Below are 19,916 nucleotides of genomic sequence, written 5' to 3' on the forward strand. Positions count from 1 at the left end.
TATGGAATTTTAACAATAGCCTTAAAAAAATCAACTCTTCTTGAACCATTTATAAACCCATTTACCTACTTTCTCATAATGCTGTGTCTCGGTATCGGTATATAACTTGGAGAAGAAAGAACTGTCCAACGGTTCTCCCGATTGATTGGGATACAGTACAATCAGGCTATTGTTAGAGAAGTATTTTCCTAATTGTCTCGGCAATTTCTCAAACGAACTGTCATAAGAAAGTGTTCCGGGACGTGCACTGATAATGACTAACAGATGGTCGTAACTCACTTGTCCGGTCAAGACCAGTAAATCGTTCCAGTCTTCCAGGGAAGAGAAGTCGGTCAGCACTTGTTTATGTCGTTTCTTTATCCAGGCTTGCAGGCGGGTGGTGGTCTTTTCGTTTGCGAAGAAATGTACGCGGCATCCGAGGGTACTTCCCATCCGGCAGAAATGTTCCATCCATCGTGGAAAACCGGATTCATATTCTGCTTTGGGAGGGACAGCAATGACAATTCGTTTGATTGTATTGACCGGTATCAGGAATTTGGAGATGATTATTTCGCAGTTCAATCCTTTCAACAGGTTTTCGGTGAGCATTCCGAAATATGAATCGGTGATGTTGACCTTGCGGTGCAGACCGGTGATAATACTCGTCACCTCATTCTCTTTCACTGAATGGATAATGCCGGAAGCGATATTCAAGTCATAACGGGTGAGCTGTTTCAACGGTACATTGGCGGCGGTTGTTGTCATGGCTGCTTTTTCCAAGTAACGTTTGCTCCGTATTCTTAGGTTATCGGAAGTATTATCGTCATTGATAACATTCAATGCCAGTAGATTATCTTTTAGTTTCGTATCACGTATCACTAAAGAAAGATTCATCATGTCTTCAATCGTATTCGGATTGGCAAGCGAAATCAGAATCTTTTCCGCTTCCGTTGAAGACTCCTTTTCCGGTTCAGAGTCGTCCATGGCAACTTTTCTGGCTGCCCGTTCGGTTATTAGCGAACTGACTATGCAGGTAACCAGTATCAGCAGGACAGTCCCGTTCAAGACATCATCATTCAGCAGGCGTTCGCCGTTAGGCAGGAATATGTTGTATCCGACCAGTACTGCTGCCAGTGTTGCTGCCGCCTGCGCATTACTCAGACCGTACATCAGGTTTCGTTCAAGAACGGACATCTTGTATATCTTTTGTGTGAGCCAGCAGGCAATCCATTTACCGGTAAGCGCCATTACAATCATAACAGCAGCCACTTTCAGCGCATCTCCGTGTCCGAAGATAACACGCAGGTTAATCAACATTCCCACTCCGATAAGAAAGTAAGGAATGAAAAGTGCATTACCAACGAATTCAAGATGGTTCATCAATGGAGAAACATGAGGAATGAGCCGGTTTAACACCAGTCCTGCGAGAAATGCGCCTAAGATGCCTTCCATGCCCACAAACTCCATAAGCCCCGCACCCAGAAAGACCATGGCAAGAACGAATATGAACTGCATCACGTGGTCATTGTACCGATGGAAGAACCAGCGACCGATACGTGGGAAGAAATAGATGATGAATCCGCCCAGGAAAATGACTTTTACTACCAGCCATAGCCAGAAGAAACCGCCGGTTTCTCCTTTGAACAGACCGCCTATAACCGCCAGTACCAACAAGGTGAGCGTATCTGTCACTGCTGTTCCGCCTACCGCTATGCTTACGCTGCGATGGCGTGATATGCCGAAACGAGTAACGATGGGATAGGCCACCAATGTATGGGAAGCATACATACTGGCTAACAGTACAGAAGTGACAACACTGTATTTCAGATAGGATATATTTGCCACGAATCCAATCCCGATAGGGATGACGAAAGCGAGTAGTCCAAGGACTAATGCCTTATTGCGTGTCTCTTTGAAATCCCCCATATTCATTTCAAGTCCGGCCAGGAACATGATATAATAAAGCCCCACTTTTCCGAAAAGTTCAAAGCTGCTGTCGCGTGCCAAAATATTGAAACCATGCTCACCAACGGCCAATCCTGCCAAAATCATGCCGATAATGTGAGGGATACGCAGCTTATTCAATAATATGGGAGCAAACAGTATGATGAGAAGTACAAGGAGAAATATCCATGTAGGGTCGGTAATAGGGAATGTTAAATCAAGGCCAATCCAATCCATAATTTGATGAGTTCGTGATATTAGTTGTGCAAAATAACTTAAAAAATACTTCTAAGAAAACGATTGCCGATAAAATTTTGTTTTTATTTATTGCCATATAATTATTATCTTTACATTAATTTAAAACAAAACAGGATTTTAAGAAGATGAAAACAGCACTATTAGCAGTAGGAACCTTGTGTTTCATGGCAAGTTGCACGCCGGAAGTGATGAGTTCAAAAGGCATCGTTTGTGATGCAAGTATGAATACGGTTTCAATCGTTACGGATAAGAATGATACGCTTTCATTCAGTACGATGGATGCGAACAAAGAAGAAGTGAACGGCTTGCTTCTGAACGATACACTGGAAGTCTTCTATACCGGAAAATATACTCCGGGGATGCAGGCTACAAAACTCGTTCAGTATCCGCAATCTGCAAAATTGGGTGGCGACCGGGACGAACACGGATGTATCGGCTCTGCCGGCTATGTGTGGTGTGAAGTACAAAAAGATTGTATCCGTCTGTTTGAAAAGGGGATTCGTACGGAAGCTGCCGATGGAAATAATGTCTCCGCTTTCATCGTTTTCAGCCCCGATTCCACTCGTGCCGAACTATTCTTCTCTGACGGGCAGGCCAATGAAATCTTGGAGAGACGTGGTTTACCTTCGGGCGGTTATGCATGGAATGTAGAAGATGATGATACAAAGAATGTACGTCTGGTGGATGGTTTGTGGACAATCAGCCAAAGAGGTAATTTGATTTATACGCAGAAAGCAGAAAAGAAATAAAAAGCAGAAAACAAATAATCTGTAATAAGATAGAGGATTAAAATCCCGGTGCGAGTGTATATATGACTTGTACCGGGATTTTTAGTAGATAATCTTATTTTCCTTCCAAATTCATTGTCAACGGAATGAAGAAGGCGAGTAGTCTTGTCATAACAATGGCAATACCACATATGACAATAATAAATGCTGAAGGAGGAAGCAATCCGGTAATAAAGATAGAAACTCCCACTATGACATAAGACAGATTTATCATCACAACCTTTCGGACACGAAGATTCTCCTTATAACACTTATTCATAAAAAAAGAAAATATGGCTTGAAATAGTTTCTATAAAACTCTAATGGAATTCTAATAACGTTCTAACAATTCTCTAACAGTCTTCTGAAGTGCCTCCGCTTACCTTTGCAACCGAAAAACGGTTCTAACTATATTATTAGGAATTATGATGAAGAAAAGAGAATTACAAATGCTTTTGATTTGTAGTGTATTATTGATTACTGCATGCAAGAGTAAGCAGAGAGAAGAACAGCAAAGTGGTTACCGCATGGAAGGCGACACAGTATATGTTACAGACCCTATTTTATCAGAGAAGATAAAAATAGCGGATGCAAGACTCGAGCCTTATTCCAAAGAAGTGATAACGTCCGGTATGGTGCGTCCTATTCCTACGCGCTATGCTTATATTGCTCCGCCTTTTGCGGGAAGAGTCATAAAATCATATATACAAGTCGGGCAGTTGGTGAAGCGGGGAACCCCTTTGTTTGAAATCAGTTCACCCGATTTTACCACGGCACAAAAGGATTATTTCCAGGCTCTTTCGTCACGGGAACTGGCTAAGAAGGATTTGAAACGTAAGGAAGACCTGATAAAAAACGGGGTTAGCTCGCAGAAAGAACTGGAAGAAGCGCAGAATGCTTTATTGATGGCTGATAAAGAGTTTGAAAATGCTTCTGCCGCATTGGAAGTGTATCAAGTGGATCAGCCGGAACATATGGCACTCGGGCAACCTCTTGTGGTTCGTTCACCTATCTCGGGAGAAGTTATAGAGAATAATATCGTGACCGGGCAATATCTGAAAGATGATGCCGAACCTGTCGCGATAGTTGCCGACTTGTCCGAAGTTTGGATTACGGCACAGGTGAAAGAAAAGGATATTCGTTTTATCGATGCGGGTAGTAGCCTGGATATTGAAGTGTCGGCATTGCCCGGCACGGTGATTAAAGGCAGTGTCTATCATGTTGAGGAAGCGGTTGACGAAGAAACCAGGTCTATAAAAGTACTTTCTGTTTGTGAGAATTCGAAGAGACATTTAAAATTAGGTATGTACACTACTGTACATTTTCTTAGTGCCCCCATTGGGCAGGTACAGATTTCGGAGAAGGCATTGTTGCAGGGAGAGAAAGCCAGTTATGTATATGTGCGGGTCGCTCCTGGAGTCTTTGTGAGAACTGCGGTGGAAGTGGAGGCTACCAAAGGCGGAATAGCTGTAATCAGTAGCGGGTTGCATCCGGGAGATAAGGTAATCAGTGAAGGAGGATATTATTTAAAGTAGAAGATTATGAAGAAGGATTTAATGCTTTCAGTTATACAGAAAAGATGGGTGATGCTTTGCTTGTTCGTGATGATGAGTGTTTTCGGATACTATTCATGGACACAGCTTTCCATAGAAGCCTATCCTGATATTGCAGATGTCACGTCGCAGGTTGTTACCCAAGTGCCGGGACTGGCCGCCGAAGAAGTGGAACAACAGATTACCATTCCTTTGGAACGCGCTATCAACGGCCTGCCGGGTATGCACGTCATGCGTAGTAAAAGCACATTCGGACTATCTATGATTACGATTGTGTTCAAGGACGGAACGGAAGATTACTGGAGCCGCCAGCGGGTACAGGAAAGACTGAACGAAGTAGAATTACCTTATGGGGCGGTTCCGGGACTTGACCCGTTAACCTCACCTGTAGGAGAGGTTTACCGTTATATTATAGAAAGTGACCGTCATTCGCTTCGTGAACTGACAGACCTTCAGAACTGGGTGATTATTCCCCGTATCAAAGAAGTGTCGGGAGTGGCGGACGTAACAAATTTCGGTGGCATCACTACACAGTTCCAGGTGGAAATCAATCCCAATAAACTGGAACAATATAACCTGTCGCTTAGCCAGGTAATCGAAGCTATCGAAAATAACAATGCCAATGTAGGCGGTAGTGTCTTGAGCAGGGGAGACTTGGGGTATGTGGTACGAGGCATCGGATTGATTGAGAATTTGGAGGATTTGGGACATATCGTAGTGAGTACGACGTCCGGTGTCCCTGTTTTTTTGAATGATATAGGTTCTTTGAAGTACGGTAATCTGGAACGGAAAGGAGTATTGGGATATACAGACCGTACCCGCAATTATTCCGAAAGCCTGGAAGGGATTGTGCTTCTTCTGAAACATGAGAATCCGTCCAAAGTGCTGGATGGTATTCATGCGGCAGTGGATGAATTGAATAATGAAACCCTGCCTGAAGGGGTGCGGATACATACTTTCCTCGACCGTACGAGCCTGGTAGATACAACGTTGGATACAGTATCCCATACTCTACTGATGGGAATGGCTTTGGTGATTATTGTGCTTATCCTGTTTTTGGGTAACTGGCGCGGGGCGCTGCTGGTTTCTGTCACGATTCCCGTATCCTTGCTTATTGCCTTTATCCTTATGCATCTCACGGATATTCCTGCCAATCTTTTGTCGCTCGGAGCTATTGACTTCGGAATAATTGTAGATGGGGCTATCGTTATGCTGGAAACTATTCTCAAGAAACGGGAAGATAATCCCGGACAGTACATCGAAGAAAAAAGCATTGCGCAGCGTGCCAAAGAAGTAGGCCGTCCTATTCTTTTTTCAACCATCGTTATCATAACAGCCTATTTGCCCTTATTCGCTTTCGAACGTGTCGAGCGCAAACTTTTCACTCCGATGGCATTTACGATGAGTTATGCGATGATTGGCGCTCTGATGGTTGCTCTTTTGTTGATTCCGGGACTTGCTTATGCCATTTATCGCAAGCCACGCAAGATTTATAAGAATAAATGGTTGGAAAAGTTGAAAGAGAAATATACCGTCGCGATAGCGAAATTGGTAGAAAACCCCATGAAGGCAATTGTACCTTCAAGCCTGGTTCTGATAACAGGCATCGTATTGAGTGGCGTTGTAGGAAAAGATTTCCTGCCGGAACTGGACGAAGGTTCTATTTGGTTGCAGGTGAATCTTCCGCCCGGCATTTCCGTGGAGAAATCGAGAGAGATGTCCGATACCCTTCGTGCCCGCACGATGAAATATCCCGAAGTAACTTACATCATGGTTCAGGCAGGGAGAAATGATGATGGTACCGATCCGTTCACCCCTTCGCATTTTGAAGTTTCTATCGGTATAAAGCCGTATGATGAATGGCCGAAAGGAAAGACCAAGAAGGATTTGATTAATGAACTGGAAGAAGAATACAAGACACTGCCCGGCTTTAGAGTAGGATTCAGCCAACCGATGATAGACGGCGTGATGGACAAGATTGCCGGTGCGCATAGTGAGTTGGTCGTGAAAGTGTATGGAGAAGATTTCCGGGAAACACGCCGCATCGCTGAGGAGATAACCCGGGTAGTGGGAACGGTGAAAGGGGCTGTCGATTTGGATATTGACCAGGAACCGCCATTGCCTCAACTACAAATTATCATGAACCGGGATGCGATTGCCCGGTACGGGCTGAATGTGTCGGATGTCGCTGATTTGATAGAAGTGGCAATCGGGGGGAAGGCTATCGCGCAGCTTTATCAAGGAGATAGGCAGTATGATATTACCTGTAAGTATAAAGAAGAGGCGCGGGATACGCCTGAAAAGATAGCCGGACTGATGCTGACTTCTTCTTCAGGTGCTAAAATCCCTCTTTCGCAGGTTGCCGACGTGAACCTGAGTGTCGGCGAAAGTACGATTACCCGTGAGATGAACAGGCGGCATCTGACAGTGAAACTGAATTTGCGTGGACGAGACTTGGCATCTTTCCTGAAAGAAGCGCAGAACGCTATCCATGAAAGGGTGAACTATGATGAAAGCAAATACACCGTGAAATGGGGAGGAGCATTCGAGAACCAGAACAGGGCTTATACCCGCCTGTCCGTCATTCTTCCCTTGACGTTGATGTGTATGTTTATCTTGCTCTATGCTACATTCGGAAAATTTCGTCAGGCAGGACTGGTACTATCCATCGTGCCATTAGCTCTTTTCGGAGGTATGCTTGCCCTCAATGTACGCGGGATGACATTGAATGTATCTTCTGCTGTTGGATTCATCGCCATGTTCGGGCTTTCCATACAAAACGGGATTATTATGGTATCACAAATAAATAGTTTGCGCAAAACAGGGATGGAGCTGCAAAAGTCTGTTGTCGAAGGGGCACGCCAGCGTTTCCGTCCCATTCTGATGACTTCTGTCACCACAGTGCTCGGACTCTTCCCTGCATCTTTGGCAACCGGAATCGGTAGCGACGTGCAACGTCCTTTAGCGACGGTTATCGTATATGGATTAATGTTCTCAACGCTCATTTCCATGTTTGTGCTTCCGGTTTTCTATTATCTGATTGAGAAGAATGTTTTAAATAAAAAGAAGGATGATGAAAAAGAATATACGCTCTAATATTATATTTCTCCTGTTGATTGTGGAAGCAATGTGTATCTCTGCTTTTGCGCAACTTCCTGTTAATGCTCCCCATCAGGATATCTCTTTCGAAGAATATCTGAACAGGGTAGGGAAGAATAATCTCAACTATCTGGCAGAAAAGTTGAATGTGAGTATAGCCGACGCGGAGATAATTGCTCAGAAAATATTCCCCGACCCGGAACTGGGATTTGAAGCCGGTAATGAAACTTTCTCATTGGGACTTTCTTATTCCTTGGAGTTGGGAAATAAACGGGGAGCACGTATCCAGTTAGCACGAAGTCAGGCCGAGCTTGAAAAATTGACTTTAGAACAGGGATTCCAGAATCTGAGGGCAGAGGCTGCCAATCTTTTCCTGGAAGCGATTCTACAAAGGGAGCTGCTCAAAGTACAGCAAAGCTCCTACGAATATATGTTGAAATTGAGCCAGTCGGACAGCTTGCGTTATGTGGCCGGAGAGATTACGGAGAATGATGCACGCCAGTCGAAACTGGAAGCTGTCACTTTGCTCAATACGGTTTATGGACAGGAAGCGGCGTATCAATCTGCATTAGTTATGTTGAACAGGCATATGGGAGTTGCTGCGGATACTCTCCATATTCCGTTTGGTAATTGGGATGAATTAAGCCGCGAGTTTGATTTGCCGGAATTGGTTAAAGCCGGTTTGAATAACCGCATAGACTTACTTGCTGTTCAAAAAAGTACAGAAGTCACTACCCGGGAATATAGATTGACGAAGGCGGAACGTCGTCCGAATATCGGTCTGTCCGTCTCTTATGAAAGGGACTGGAACGGTTTTCTTCCCCCGGCCCGTTCTGCCACTGCGGGAGTATCTGTTCCTCTCACCTTTTCAAATATGAATAAGGGGGCTATCAAAGCAGCAAAATTCCGTATAACCCAGTCTGAAATAATCGAAAAAGATATGGAATTACAAATACAGGCAGAGATTACCCAGGCATGGTTCGGCTATGAAGCGGAGAAAAAGAAAGTGGCTCAATTTAAATCGGGAATGCTTGAAGATTCTCAAAAGGTACTGGATGGAATGGTATATAAATACAAACGTGGCGAAACTAATATTCTGGATGTATTGGTGGCGCAGCGTACCTATAATGAAGTGCAACAGGAGTATCTTGAAACAATGAAAGGATATGTTACTTCATTGGTAGAGCTTGAAAAGTCTTGTGGAATTTGGGACATACATTTCTGAAAATGCAGATGTCTTATCCGGCTTTGCTATCAATGCTGATTGTGGAGCCGGATAGTTGTATTTAAAATGTCAAATCATTGAGCGGTATTCTTCCTGCTTTTTCTTAGGTAGCTTTTTTATGACTTCCTCTACCGAATGACTAATCAACTCTTTTATAAGCTTATCGGATACATCCCCCTCTAAATAAACAGTAATCCAATGTTTCTTATCAGAAAAAGGTCCCCAAAAGATATCCTCATATTGGTCTACTAATTCTGCCGCCCTGTCAGGAATACATTTCATATCAGCCCAGAATCTTCCATCTTTAGGGCGTAGCGTCGCAAAAGTAAACATCTTGTCCATGACCTTGAAAACCAAGGTATGTTCATCAAACGGCATGCATTCTGTCGCTCCTTTTACTGATAAGCAATATTCTCTATATTCTTCGATATTCATGGTTTCTCCCTTTATCCTTTTTCAAAAGACAAACATACATAAAATTTGAAGATTTTTGTGTATGTTTGCTCCGTATAATAATCTGCTGTTCTATAAAATATAAAAATTAGCTTATGACAGAAAAAGAAAAAATGCTTGCCGGAGAAATATATGATTGCGGCGATTCGGAATTACTCCGGCGTTGGCATTATGCAAAGGAACTTCAGCTCCGGTATAATAATACGGATAGTCGGAATAGTGAAGAATTATCTGCTATTTTGGATGAATTAGTAGGCTCGCGTGGGGATAATGTATGGATTGCGGCACCTTTCTTTGTCGATTATGGAGAGAATATACATATAGGCAGCCATGTTGAGATAAATATGAACTGTGTCTTTTTGGATTGCAATCGCATTACGATTGGAGACAATTGCGGTATAGGTCCCGGCGTACACATCTACGCAGTCACTCATCCCGTGAATCCGACGGAACGATTGTCTCCAGACAGCCAGTTTTGGAAATCACTCACTGCTCCGGTTACAATAGGAAATAACGTATGGATTGGCGGTAGTTCCGTTGTCTTGCCGGGAGTTACCATTGGTGATAATGTGACTATTGGTGCCGGAAGTGTAGTAACTAAAGATATTCCGTCGAATAGTCTGGCAGTAGGAAATCCTTGCCGGGTTATAAGGAAGCTTTAAACAGACAAGGCAACATTCAGAAAAGCGAATGTTGCCTTGTTTGTTTAAGTGTCGGTTCGATATAGGTTTTGCCTGGTAAGAAATAATTAATATAGCCCTATCTCAGCTAAACTTATATTATAAATAGATTCAGAATGTGGTGTAGAAACCACTACCTTTACGTATTGGGCTTGTTTGCCGCCCTCTACAAATGGAATGATATTCACTTCTCCGGTGCTATGTCCGATTTCCAGTTCTTCCAGATAAGTGGCGTTTTCCCAATTTTCAGAATCTTTGGATACGAATATTTTGACTATGCCGGGACACCAGGAACGTTTGTTCTCATTCTCGAAATAGGTTTGTACAAGTTTCAGGCCTTGCAGGTTTCTTTCAGTCTTTAAGTCCAATGTCAGTGAATAAGTCGTCAATTCTTTTGTTCCGGCAGGTTCCCAGTTCGTTCCAATATTATTGTCTGTCAGACATTCCAAAGATGATTTGTAGTTCTCGGCGTCAGCTGGAGAAGAAGTGAACTTCAGGTTTGAAAGGTCAAGGAATGAATAATCGGGAATAGAGGTTGCTCCTTTTTCCTCGAGATATTCAGCCTGAGTCAGATTAGAATAATGTTTGTTATAACGTTCTACTACGAAATCCGGATTCAATTCGTGCAGTGTTTTTAAAACAAAATCACTTAATGCGGCATCATATACCTTGCTTTGAGCAGTTTCGGAATCGTTCACCAACTCATCACGGATATAACGATGTTTCCCTAATACAAGTTTCTTTAGATTTGGCAGATTCAATAAGTCCGAGAAACTGCCGATAGTCCAGTCAAAACTGATTTCTTCGACAGTGGAAGCCCAATTATCCGGAATATCTTCGTCAAAACCGAACTGGCGTTTCATTTCCTGCTTGAAGTCTGCATTGAATAATCTGACGTTATCAAGTTCCGTGGGGGCAAATACAATTTCATCATCACAGCCGGGAATACGGCCGGAGCGGTAAAGTTCTACCGGTTTGGATGTGTCTATTGCATCGGGCAACAAGTAATAAAGTTTATTGACCAGTTGTTCATCCAGTTCGATTCGTCCGGTACTGCCATCTGGCCGGGTATATGTCAGGCAGGCTTCTGTAACATTCTCTTCCCATCCTTGAAAGAGGAGAACCAGGCGATTCTTCAAGAAATAATGATTGGAGACAATTTGAGTAAACGATTGTACCATCTCATGGTTTGCTGTGTACGGGCGACCGTAAATCGGGCTTTTTAAAGATGTATTTCCTTCCTTGTCAATTGAACATACTGTTATTTCGTAATTGCCGTCCTCTAAATCCGGAATATTGAAACTGTTTATTTCCCGGTCCAATAATTGCTCCTTTACTACTCCATCCTTCGACCAGGTGATTTTAATTTTATCAATTACCGGATCGGCACTGTTTGTCCAGCTGACAATCAGCCTGTTCCAACCGGGGCGAACAACCAAGTCTGTACATTTACCGAGATAACGGATAGGGCCGTCACCTGCATAGTCCTTATAGGTATCTTCCAAAGACTCGCAAGATACCATTGCTAAGATAACTACTAATAATCCTATGTATTTTTTCATGTTTATACTCCTCCTTTTAATCTTTATCAGAATATATTTCAAGTTCATGCAATGTCAGGTATTTCGTCAGTTTGTTTGTCGTATCATCACGCTCGTACGCTGACGGATACATGTTATAAGCTCCATTAAATTTTATCTTCAAATAACGGAATCCCTCTTTTTGTAAGTCGATATTGATGCTCATTGATTTATAAATCGTGCTGGCACCTTCCATCAAGCTTAGTGTACCGAAACAGTGAGCTTTTTTGACTCCTCCACAAGTTGCTGCGTGATAAGTCCAGCGTGCATCATCGTCTATATCCGGATCGTCTTCGAATGAACTTAAAATCTCCCATTTCAAATTATTCCAGTCAGAACCGGAAGCATCTTGTCTGCAACCGTATATGGTTATGGAACATGGCAGTTTATTCATCAGGTATCGTTTGAAATATTGCGGTCCTTGATAAGATGCTGAAGTACTACTGCCACCCCAGTCTATAAAAGACTTGGCGCTAAAGGAATATGTGCCGACGTGACGATAAGCATAAAATCGAACTTCTGATATCGGACGCATCTTTTTCAAATCAATATACATAGGCTCAGAATTTTCGCCTACTCCGTTTTCTTTTGAAAGGAATGTATAATAATGATGTGCATTTTGAGTTTGGAACCAGGCAGTTCCCTTATTATCCCCATCTGTCAGATATTGAAGCCCGATTTTCTCTTCCGGCACTTCCAATGAATTATTATAGACAATCTCAAAGTTGGACGGCTCAAGTTTTTCCACATTGAAAGCCTGAATGTTCTCCCAAACCTTTTCTTTCACAATATATCCGCGGTAATCTTCAGCGCGTACAATGATGGTGTTGTATGCACTTTTCTGTTGCGGCGTATAATGTCTGATATCCTGTCCTGCATTCAACGGGAATGATTCGAGTAATATCGTATCTTGTCGGTTATCTAACGGATTGATGCCGAGATAGAATACATGCGCCATTCCTGTAGTGCCTTCCGGGTTGTTGTATTCGAGCGTGCATCCGTTCCAGCCGGATTTCACTTCCGCGCCGTTGATAAAGCAGATCGGTGCAGAGTCTAAGGTGCTGAAAGTTACGTCGATCGGTTGTGATTCTTCATTATTTCGTTTCAGGAATGACACATGTGCCGGAACGTCACTTGCTTCCTCATTGAATCCGGTGATTGCCAGCAAGTCTGTCGAATTGCTGCCTGTCTTTAATATATTATTGCCGTACACATCCTTGTAACGCACATTTATGGCTATCACGTCCGGATCGTCGGGCAGTTTGTAGCGCAGCATTGCGCCGCCCATTGCCGGAGTAAACTGGAAAGCGCCTGCCGGCAAATCTACAGTAAATCCCTCTGATTCGTCATTGCAGGAAACAAAGGTACAAATTGCTATTATTAAATAAATTAATCTTTTCATACTTGTCTTGTCTTTAAATCAATTCAACGATTACCAGTTGGGATTCTGGACACACCCCGAAATCATTACTTCTTCACTGCCGATAGGGAAGAAATAGTCGCGTGGAGCTGTAAATCCCCGTTTTTTCCATACGATGACCGGTTCCTTATTATTGTTGTAGAAACGTTCTTCCGTATCTCCAATAATGTTCCATCCGTAAAGCGGTGCATTCAGTTCCTCGTGTGCGGTCATCCAACGGCGGAGATTATAGAATCTGCGTCCTTCGAAAGCAAATTCGATATTCCATTCCTGCCGGATTATTTCACGCATGCCTGCTTGTGTCTCTACCTTTTGTGGATTACGCGCATAAGTTTTCCATGCATCACGTACTTTGGCAATTCCTGCTCGCGTACGAACCTTGTCCAGCGGGTCATATACACGTTCGTCCGGTTTGTCCAGATATTCGTTCCATGCTTCTGCCGATGCCAGTAGCAAATCCGGAAGGCGGAACAGGATGTCGCCGGATTCGGAAGAACTGTTTGCGTAATAATCTTTTAAGGCTACATCCGCATTGTCGAATTTCTTCACATAATATCCAGTGAGGCATTGAGGGATACTTGAGTCATAACGTTTGGAAGCAGTTCCCATCAATTGTCCTTGCAGGCATTCGCACAGCATGGGTTCGTTGGTGCTGTTTACACTCTTTTTATACCAGAATGTATTATGAGCTATGATATTGGCATAGAAGCGGGGCTCGCGCCGGCGGTGCAGGCTCAGGATGGGCTCGCCCAGCGGAACAATATTTTTATACCGCTCGTCGCTTTCCGTGGACATGGCATACCGGGAAGCTACCCATTGTTTGTCTTCCGAGAGAGGCAGACCATGTTCCGTATAGTACATTTCCACCATCTTCATGGAAGCACCGAAACCACCGACACAATATTGATCATAATAATTCAGCTCTTCTTCCGTAAATCTGGGATGGTAGAACACTGGGGCGGAGAAACGTTGATGACGTACACACAGCAGCACTTCCTTGTTGTTATAGTCGTAGTTGAGGCATGATTGCTGGATGTCACGGATGGTGTTCAGCATGGGAGTCGGCCATTCTGAGCTTCCCTCAACTAATTGTTTGCCACCATCAGCTGCGATTTTCAGAGCCTCATCGGCGGCTTCCGCTGCTTTCTTCCATTTTTCTTTGTCATATGCGGGGAACAGGCGTTCTCCGTTCTTGTTTACCATATCCGCCATCATAGTGTTGCCGTTGAACAACTTGGAAGCGGCGTAAAGCAACGTCATTGCTTTGAGAGCAGCCGCTCCTTCTTTGGAGAAATAGGCGTAGTGGTTTTGTTCTTGCTCCTTATAATAAGGTAATTTGGGAATTGCCGCGTCACAAAGTTCCACGATTGCTTTCACCACTTCGTCAATCGGACGGCGGGGCTGTTGCATTTCTTCAATGGGCGCTGCCGCATTGATATTCTCGGGAACCAGGATGATGGGACCGTAGCGGCGCATCAGTTCAAAATAGTATTGTGCTTTCAGTGCTTGTATTTCGGCACGCCAAAGGTCTTTTTCTTCTTGCAGCATATTGTACACGCCGTCTATATGGCTGAGGAACAGGTTGCAATAGCGGATACCGCCATAAAATTTCGTACTTTTCCATACATCACCATAAGGAGACTGTGCCATTTGTATACCGTCGGCAATCATCAGTCCCGGCATACTGTTGGGGTTGGTCAGGCGGATATAATCATCAGCCACCACTTCGTCCGTTCCCCAAAAGGCCGGACAGGCATTGATGTCGGAAATGTCCATCGTTATCATGGAGTAGCAGGTCTTGAACCATGTGTAGGCATCTTCCCGTTTCTCGAAAGTCGTCTCGATCGTTTCGATATCGTTGTCCGGCACTACATCCAGATAGCCCTTGCAGCCGGTGAAGGAGATGGACGCGACGAACAATAAACTGTATATGATATTCTTTGTTTTCATCATCATGTGTTGTTTTTAGAAACTAATATTTAAGCCCATGGAATAGGTCTTTTGAATAGGATAATTAAAACCGTTCTCACCTAATTCGACATCCCATATCTTGAAGTTCGTGAAACAGAACGGGTTGTTTGCACTGACAAAGAGCTTTACATTCTGCATCTTCCATCTGTTCAGCAACTTTCTGGGCAGGTTGTAGGCCAACTGGAGTGAGGTGCAACGCAGGAAACTGCACTCACGCATGAAATAGGTACTCTTGCGCACTTCAGCCCCGCTGTACCAGTCCTCTTGTGGATTGTGTGTGACAATATTCTGCGGAGAAAGGCGTGGCCAAAATGGTCTTGAACTCATGTTGTCTTCCGACCAGTGATCCTCGTAAATGGCTGTCAGCATGGCATGGTCGCCATAGAAGGGGGAGATGGATTTCGGATTCATGAAGAAAGTGCGTTTGCCCGAACCTTGGAAGGCAAAACTGAACTCGAACTCTTTATAGTTCAGGAAACCGCTGAAACCGTAGATGACCCGCGGAGTCTCCGGATAACCGATGTAGGTGGCATCCGCCACGGTGATTACACCGTCACCGTTCAAGTCGCGGTATTTGATGTCTCCCGGCATGACATCTCCGTCCTGTCGGGGCGAGTTGTCGATTTCAGCCTGGTCGCGGAATACTCCTTCGGCTATATATCCCACTGCCTGACTGATTTCCTTGCCTGCCATACGCTGCCAGGCCGGTTTGTTGGTAGCTTCTTCAATCTCCTTGTAAACAACTTTATTATAAGTGGCGGTAGCGTTTAAAATCATCCAGAAGTCATTGTTGAACTGATGCTGTACTTTGGCCGAAAGGTCGATTCCGCGTGAACGTGTCTTGCCGATATTATCCAGCGGAGCCACTTCAATACCGACATTCGCCGGAATGACATAACGGTTGGAAAGGATATTGTGGCGGATTTCCTGATAGATGTCTGCCTGCACTTCAAGCAGTCCTTTGAAGAATTTGGCTTCGATACCCAGATTGGCTTGTTCCGCTATTTCCCATTGGATATCCTCATCACCGTAGAAGTTTACAATTCTACGGGAGCTTGAACCTGCAGTCTTATAGGCTTCTACGTCTTTTGTGGTGCCGGCTCCGGTTGAACCGATATCCTGCAAATATACATAGCGTGGGGTGGAAATGATGCCGTCGTTACCGACTTTACCCCAGGAGAAGCGGAATTTCAAGTAAGAAAGCCAGTTGGAAGCCGGACGCATCCATTTCTCGCTTGAGGCCACCCATGCGGCTCCCAAAGCCGGGAATACTCCCATACGGTTGCCTTTTGCAAATCGTTCGGAACCATTGTAACCGACACTTACTTCACCGAAATACCGGTCTTTGTACCCATATGAACCACGTCCGGAATAAGTCAGGTTGCGTTGCGGCATCCCGTTCAGAACGGATGAAATAGGAGTAAAGGTACGTTCGTAGGCTTGGAATACTCCGGTCAATGAGGTCTGGTGATCTCCCCAGGCTGCGGTGTGATAGACCCGTCCTTCATAAGTGACGCGTGTATCGGTGGTATTGCTGTTTCCGCCTACTCGCAGCGTTTTTGAAGCGGTTGCGTTTCCTACTCCCGCCAAGGTGTGTCTGCCGGTTTCGAAATCATAATTTTTCAGATAATATTTATAGGGACTGGTTGTAAATGTATTGTCATAGTAACCCGACTGGACATAAGAAGCGCTTAGACGGACTTCCAGACCTTTTACCAGAGAACTGAGATTATGGATATATTCCGCCTTGTTGGTAGTGGAATATCGGGTACGTTCCTTATATCCTTGCTGGTTCATCATATAAGGATTGGTGGCTCCGGCAGCGGTTGTACCGAAACGGATATGTGGCCAGCTGTAGTTTTCGTCGGCAGGATAGATAGGGGCGAAATCTACCGGAGAAGCGTTAAAGGCATATGAATAAGCGGCAGACTGGTCGGTCACCGGACCGTGATATTTATCTATGTTGGTAGCCGAGTTGATAACGAGTCGTATACCCGAAGTCAGGTTGATATTCAAATTGGTGCGGAAGCTTACCTGATTGTTGGTGATGTTACAGTCGAAATCATTCAATTTGTCGGATTTCAGCATGCCTTGGTCACGGTTATAATTGACGGATGCATAATATTGTATTACTTTGGAACCGCCGCGGATAGTGACACCGGCATGATGGTTAATGCTCTGCCCTTTGAACAGGATATCGTACCAGTCATTGGCAGGATACACCCATGACGGATACCTGCCGGAAGCTGTACGGTTGATGTGTTCTACGCTATATTTGGGAGTTCCGGCGTTGGAACGTCCCATGATAGCCTGATTATACATTTTCATGTAGGTGATAGGGTCTACCACATCGATCTCCCGTGTCGGTTTGCCGACAACCATCTCGTAACGTGCGGTGGTATAGACACTTCCTTCTTCTCCTTTCTTGGTAGTGACGAGAATCACTCCGTTGGCTCCGCGTGCACCGTACATGGCAGTTGCGGAAGCGTCTTTCAGGACACTGAAAGATTCGATGTCCTCTACTGCCAGGCGGGACAGTTCCAGTTTGGAGGATTCCACTCCATCAATCAATATCAGCGGGTCGGAGTTGGCGCTGGACTGGAATGAGGTGATACCACGTACATAAAACTTTGTGTTCATCTCGTCTTCAGTCAGGGCTCCCGGAAGTCCGCCGGTCTGCCAGGCAATCATTCCGGGGATTTTTCCGGCAAAGCTGGAGGTCAGATCGCTGCTTGAAGTTTTCAGTTCACCGGGACGTATGGTCGTAATGGCAGACACCACGCTTTCCTTCTTCTGTGAGCCGAAAGCCACGACTGTCACTTCATCCAGATTCTTCGAAGAGGGTTCCAGGCTCAGGTTCACTGTCGTCTTTCCTTTCACGGGGATTTGTTCGGTCTTGTAGCCGATGAACGAGAAGTCCAGTACATCATCCGGTTTCACCTTTACAGTGTACCGTCCGTCGAGGTCGGTCATGGTTCCCTGTTTGGTTCCGTGGATTTTGATGTTGACTCCCGGCACGGGAACTCCGTTCTCGTCCACCACCTTTCCTTGTACCTTGATGGTTTCTTGTCTGGGTTCTGCCGTGCGGTTGGTTTCTTTGGATGTCACCGTGATAAATTGTTTGTCAATGGTGTACTCCAATGGCTTGTTACCAATGATTTGCTTCATGGCATCATGAATGTCCTTAGCACGGATTGTTCCGTTTACACCATACTTGTTCACATCTTCCGTGATGAACATGATTTTGTAGTCTGTCACTTTTTCCAAGCGTTTGAATACTTGGGGAAGCCGCTCGTTTTTCACTTCAAGCACGATTTCCTTGTCTTTCCCTTTCTGGGCGGTCATTGTGACCGGGCAGAATTGGATAAGCAGGAAGGCTAAAATGAAAATAACTGAAAACTTTCTCATAAACTATTAACATTATATAATTAGACCTTTACTGTTAAATCGGAATCCACTAGCAATAAGACACCCCTAAAAATGATTTTTTTTCAAAAAAAGAGTGATTTATTGGAAAAGGTAGCATTAGTTTATGATTGGAGAAGAAGCTCTGCTCATTCTGAAATCGCTTGTGAAAGGGAGGATATGTAAATAATAGCAAAAAGAATAGAATATTAACAGAATGTACGTATGCTTTCTTCCGATACCAGTTTTTTCTGTACAGGTGTCGGAAGAAAGTATTATTCCATGAATGAATTTGGAAGGTATGAATCAGTGCAAGATTTATCGGATATATAGAGTGTTGCCGCTTAATGTGGCGTGAATCTTTTTCATGCGGTTCAGCAGGCTTATCGCCCGTTCCAGTGTCTCGCTACGTACGCAGAAATACCGGATATGCATATCCATCAATGCTTTGTTTTCAAATATGACGTTTATATTATACCAGCGTCCGAGTTCCTGAGTTACGTCCATCAGCGGCATATTATCGAAGTAGAAATATCCGTCTTTCCAGTAGACATAAGCGTCCGTATCTACGTTCTTGACCACGAAAGCTTCGTTCTCACACCATTGGGCATCCTCGCCGGGATTCAGAAAGACTGAATTTTCCTTGTTTTCACTGTCACTGACTTGCACCCGTCCGTTAATCAAGGTGACGTGAGAGTCGCGGGATACGTAATTGCGTACATTCAGTTCCGTACCCAATACCTGTATCTGCATGCGGTCGGTACAGATGACAAAAGGACATTCCGCATTTTTCGCCACTTTGAAATAAGCTTCCCCTTTCAGGCGGACCGACCTGGTCTTGCCGCCAAACTGAGAAGGATACTCCAGACTGCTTTCCGCATTCATCCAGACAACGGTTCCGTCTTCGAGGGTGATTTTGAAATCCTGTCCTCTCGGAGTGGAAAGACGGTGTGTCTCGATATTTTCTTCGGACACATCCGGATTGTTTCTGGCAGTATAGGCAAGTTCCAGTGTGTCTTTATTGTTGAATAAGGTACCTACTGCTTCCAAAGCCTCTTCACGTGTGTCCCGTGCAAGGGCGAACCGGTCGCCTGCGCTTGTCTGCAACGTCACCTGCTGCACACTGTCAATGGCTTGGAAGGCAACGATTCCGCTTTTTGACGACGGCGTTCCTATCAGCCATGAGTACAGGAAAACGATGAGGAAAGATGCGGCTATTCCCGTCAACGTCCCCCATAAGAAACGGTGTGATTTATTTCCGTTGGAGGATTGGAGGGGGGCCGCCGGATTCGCGAGAGAACGGGGCTGCGTAGTGGAGAACGGAATACTGCACTCTTTTTGGCGGAATGCCTGCCATTCCTTTTCCACATCGGGAGCGTCATTGTCGCATTGGCGTATTACGGCATTCTTGCAGTTTTGCAGTTCCCGGCAAGTACGCATAACCTCTTCATCCTGCATGACTGATGCAAGTTCCTCGTCGGACAGCTGTTTACCATCTTCCATCAATTTGACGATTCGTTCCAGTTCTTCTTCCTTTATATCTTCTTTTTTATCCATTGATTGTAACAGTCTGTTTGTTATA

13 protein-coding genes are annotated in these 19,916 nt (G+C 44.5%); 5 read left to right on the plus strand and 8 right to left on the minus strand.

Translation table 11 applies throughout. The features are described from left to right. Positions 1-30: 30 nt before the first annotated feature. Complete coding sequence (locus tag BQ7997_RS04560) at positions 31-2,160, minus strand: cation:proton antiporter (RefSeq protein ID WP_073343987.1); 2,130 nt, start codon at positions 2,158-2,160, stop codon at positions 31-33. Positions 2,161-2,306: 146 nt separating this feature from the next. Between BQ7997_RS04560 and BQ7997_RS04565 the strand changes: the two genes are divergently transcribed. Continuing rightward, positions 2,307-2,930 carry a hypothetical protein gene (locus BQ7997_RS04565; RefSeq protein ID WP_073343990.1) on the plus strand — a complete coding sequence of 208 codons (624 nt, stop codon included), beginning with the start codon at positions 2,307-2,309 and terminating at the stop codon, positions 2,928-2,930. A gap of 94 nt (positions 2,931-3,024) precedes the next feature. Here BQ7997_RS04565 and BQ7997_RS04570 read toward each other — a convergent pair whose 3' ends face one another. Continuing rightward, entirely contained in the window at positions 3,025-3,228 is a 204-nt protein-coding gene (locus tag BQ7997_RS04570) for a hypothetical protein (RefSeq protein WP_073343993.1), read from the minus strand. Between the two features lie 145 nt (positions 3,229-3,373). Here BQ7997_RS04570 and BQ7997_RS04575 point away from each other — a divergent pair, with 145 nt between their 5' ends. The 3 genes from BQ7997_RS04575 to BQ7997_RS04585 are packed head-to-tail and all read left to right on the plus strand — an operon-like array spanning position 3,374 to position 8,825. Beyond that, positions 3,374-4,483, plus strand: coding sequence for an efflux RND transporter periplasmic adaptor subunit (locus tag BQ7997_RS04575; protein ID WP_073343996.1), 1,110 nt, complete (start codon positions 3,374-3,376; stop codon positions 4,481-4,483). Positions 4,484-4,489: 6 nt separating this feature from the next. Next, on the plus strand, positions 4,490-7,597 hold the full coding sequence (locus tag BQ7997_RS04580; RefSeq protein WP_073343999.1) for an efflux RND transporter permease subunit: 3,108 nt from the start codon (positions 4,490-4,492) through the stop codon (positions 7,595-7,597). Further along, positions 7,575-8,825 (plus strand): TolC family protein, encoded by a 1,251-nt coding sequence (locus tag BQ7997_RS04585; RefSeq protein ID WP_022139097.1) that lies wholly within the window; start codon positions 7,575-7,577, stop codon positions 8,823-8,825. The genes BQ7997_RS04580 and BQ7997_RS04585 overlap by 23 nt, the downstream gene beginning before the upstream one ends. 69 nt (positions 8,826-8,894) lie before the next feature. On the opposite strand, the gene BQ7997_RS04590 is transcribed toward BQ7997_RS04585, so the two are convergent. After that, positions 8,895-9,260 (minus strand): MmcQ/YjbR family DNA-binding protein, encoded by a 366-nt coding sequence (locus BQ7997_RS04590; protein WP_022139096.1) that lies wholly within the window; start codon positions 9,258-9,260, stop codon positions 8,895-8,897. A 113-nt stretch (positions 9,261-9,373) separates the two neighbouring features. On the opposite strand from BQ7997_RS04590, the gene BQ7997_RS04595 reads away from it, so the two are divergent. Further along, positions 9,374-9,940 (plus strand): sugar O-acetyltransferase, encoded by a 567-nt coding sequence (locus tag BQ7997_RS04595; RefSeq protein WP_235817257.1) that lies wholly within the window; start codon positions 9,374-9,376, stop codon positions 9,938-9,940. 86 nt (positions 9,941-10,026) lie between these two features. Here the strand turns inward: BQ7997_RS04595 and BQ7997_RS04600 are convergent, their stop codons facing one another. The 5 genes from BQ7997_RS04600 to BQ7997_RS04620 all read right to left on the minus strand — a co-directional run bounded on the left by BQ7997_RS04600 (position 10,027) and on the right by BQ7997_RS04620 (position 19,891). After that, a complete protein-coding gene (locus BQ7997_RS04600; protein WP_159436744.1) occupies positions 10,027-11,520 on the minus strand; it encodes a DUF4998 domain-containing protein in 1,494 nt (497 codons plus the stop codon). Between the two features lie 16 nt (positions 11,521-11,536). Further along, positions 11,537-12,940, minus strand: a complete 1,404-nt coding sequence (locus BQ7997_RS04605; protein ID WP_073344005.1) for a DUF4959 domain-containing protein — start codon at positions 12,938-12,940, stop codon at positions 11,537-11,539. 30 nt (positions 12,941-12,970) lie between these two features. Further along, positions 12,971-14,914, minus strand: a complete 1,944-nt coding sequence (locus BQ7997_RS04610; RefSeq protein ID WP_052662231.1) for a RagB/SusD family nutrient uptake outer membrane protein — start codon at positions 14,912-14,914, stop codon at positions 12,971-12,973. A 9-nt stretch (positions 14,915-14,923) separates the two neighbouring features. Next, the gene (locus BQ7997_RS04615; protein WP_073344008.1) at positions 14,924-18,337 is read right to left on the minus strand and encodes a SusC/RagA family TonB-linked outer membrane protein; all 3,414 of its coding nucleotides are present in this window, start codon (positions 18,335-18,337) and stop codon (positions 14,924-14,926) included. A 315-nt stretch (positions 18,338-18,652) separates the two neighbouring features. Beyond that, positions 18,653-19,891 (minus strand): FecR family protein, encoded by a 1,239-nt coding sequence (locus BQ7997_RS04620; protein ID WP_083589167.1) that lies wholly within the window; start codon positions 19,889-19,891, stop codon positions 18,653-18,655. Positions 19,892-19,916 lie beyond the last annotated feature (25 nt).

The sequence above is a fragment of the Bacteroides congonensis genome (assembly GCF_900130125.1).
GTDB classification, from domain to species: Bacteria; Bacteroidota; Bacteroidia; order Bacteroidales; family Bacteroidaceae; genus Bacteroides; species Bacteroides congonensis.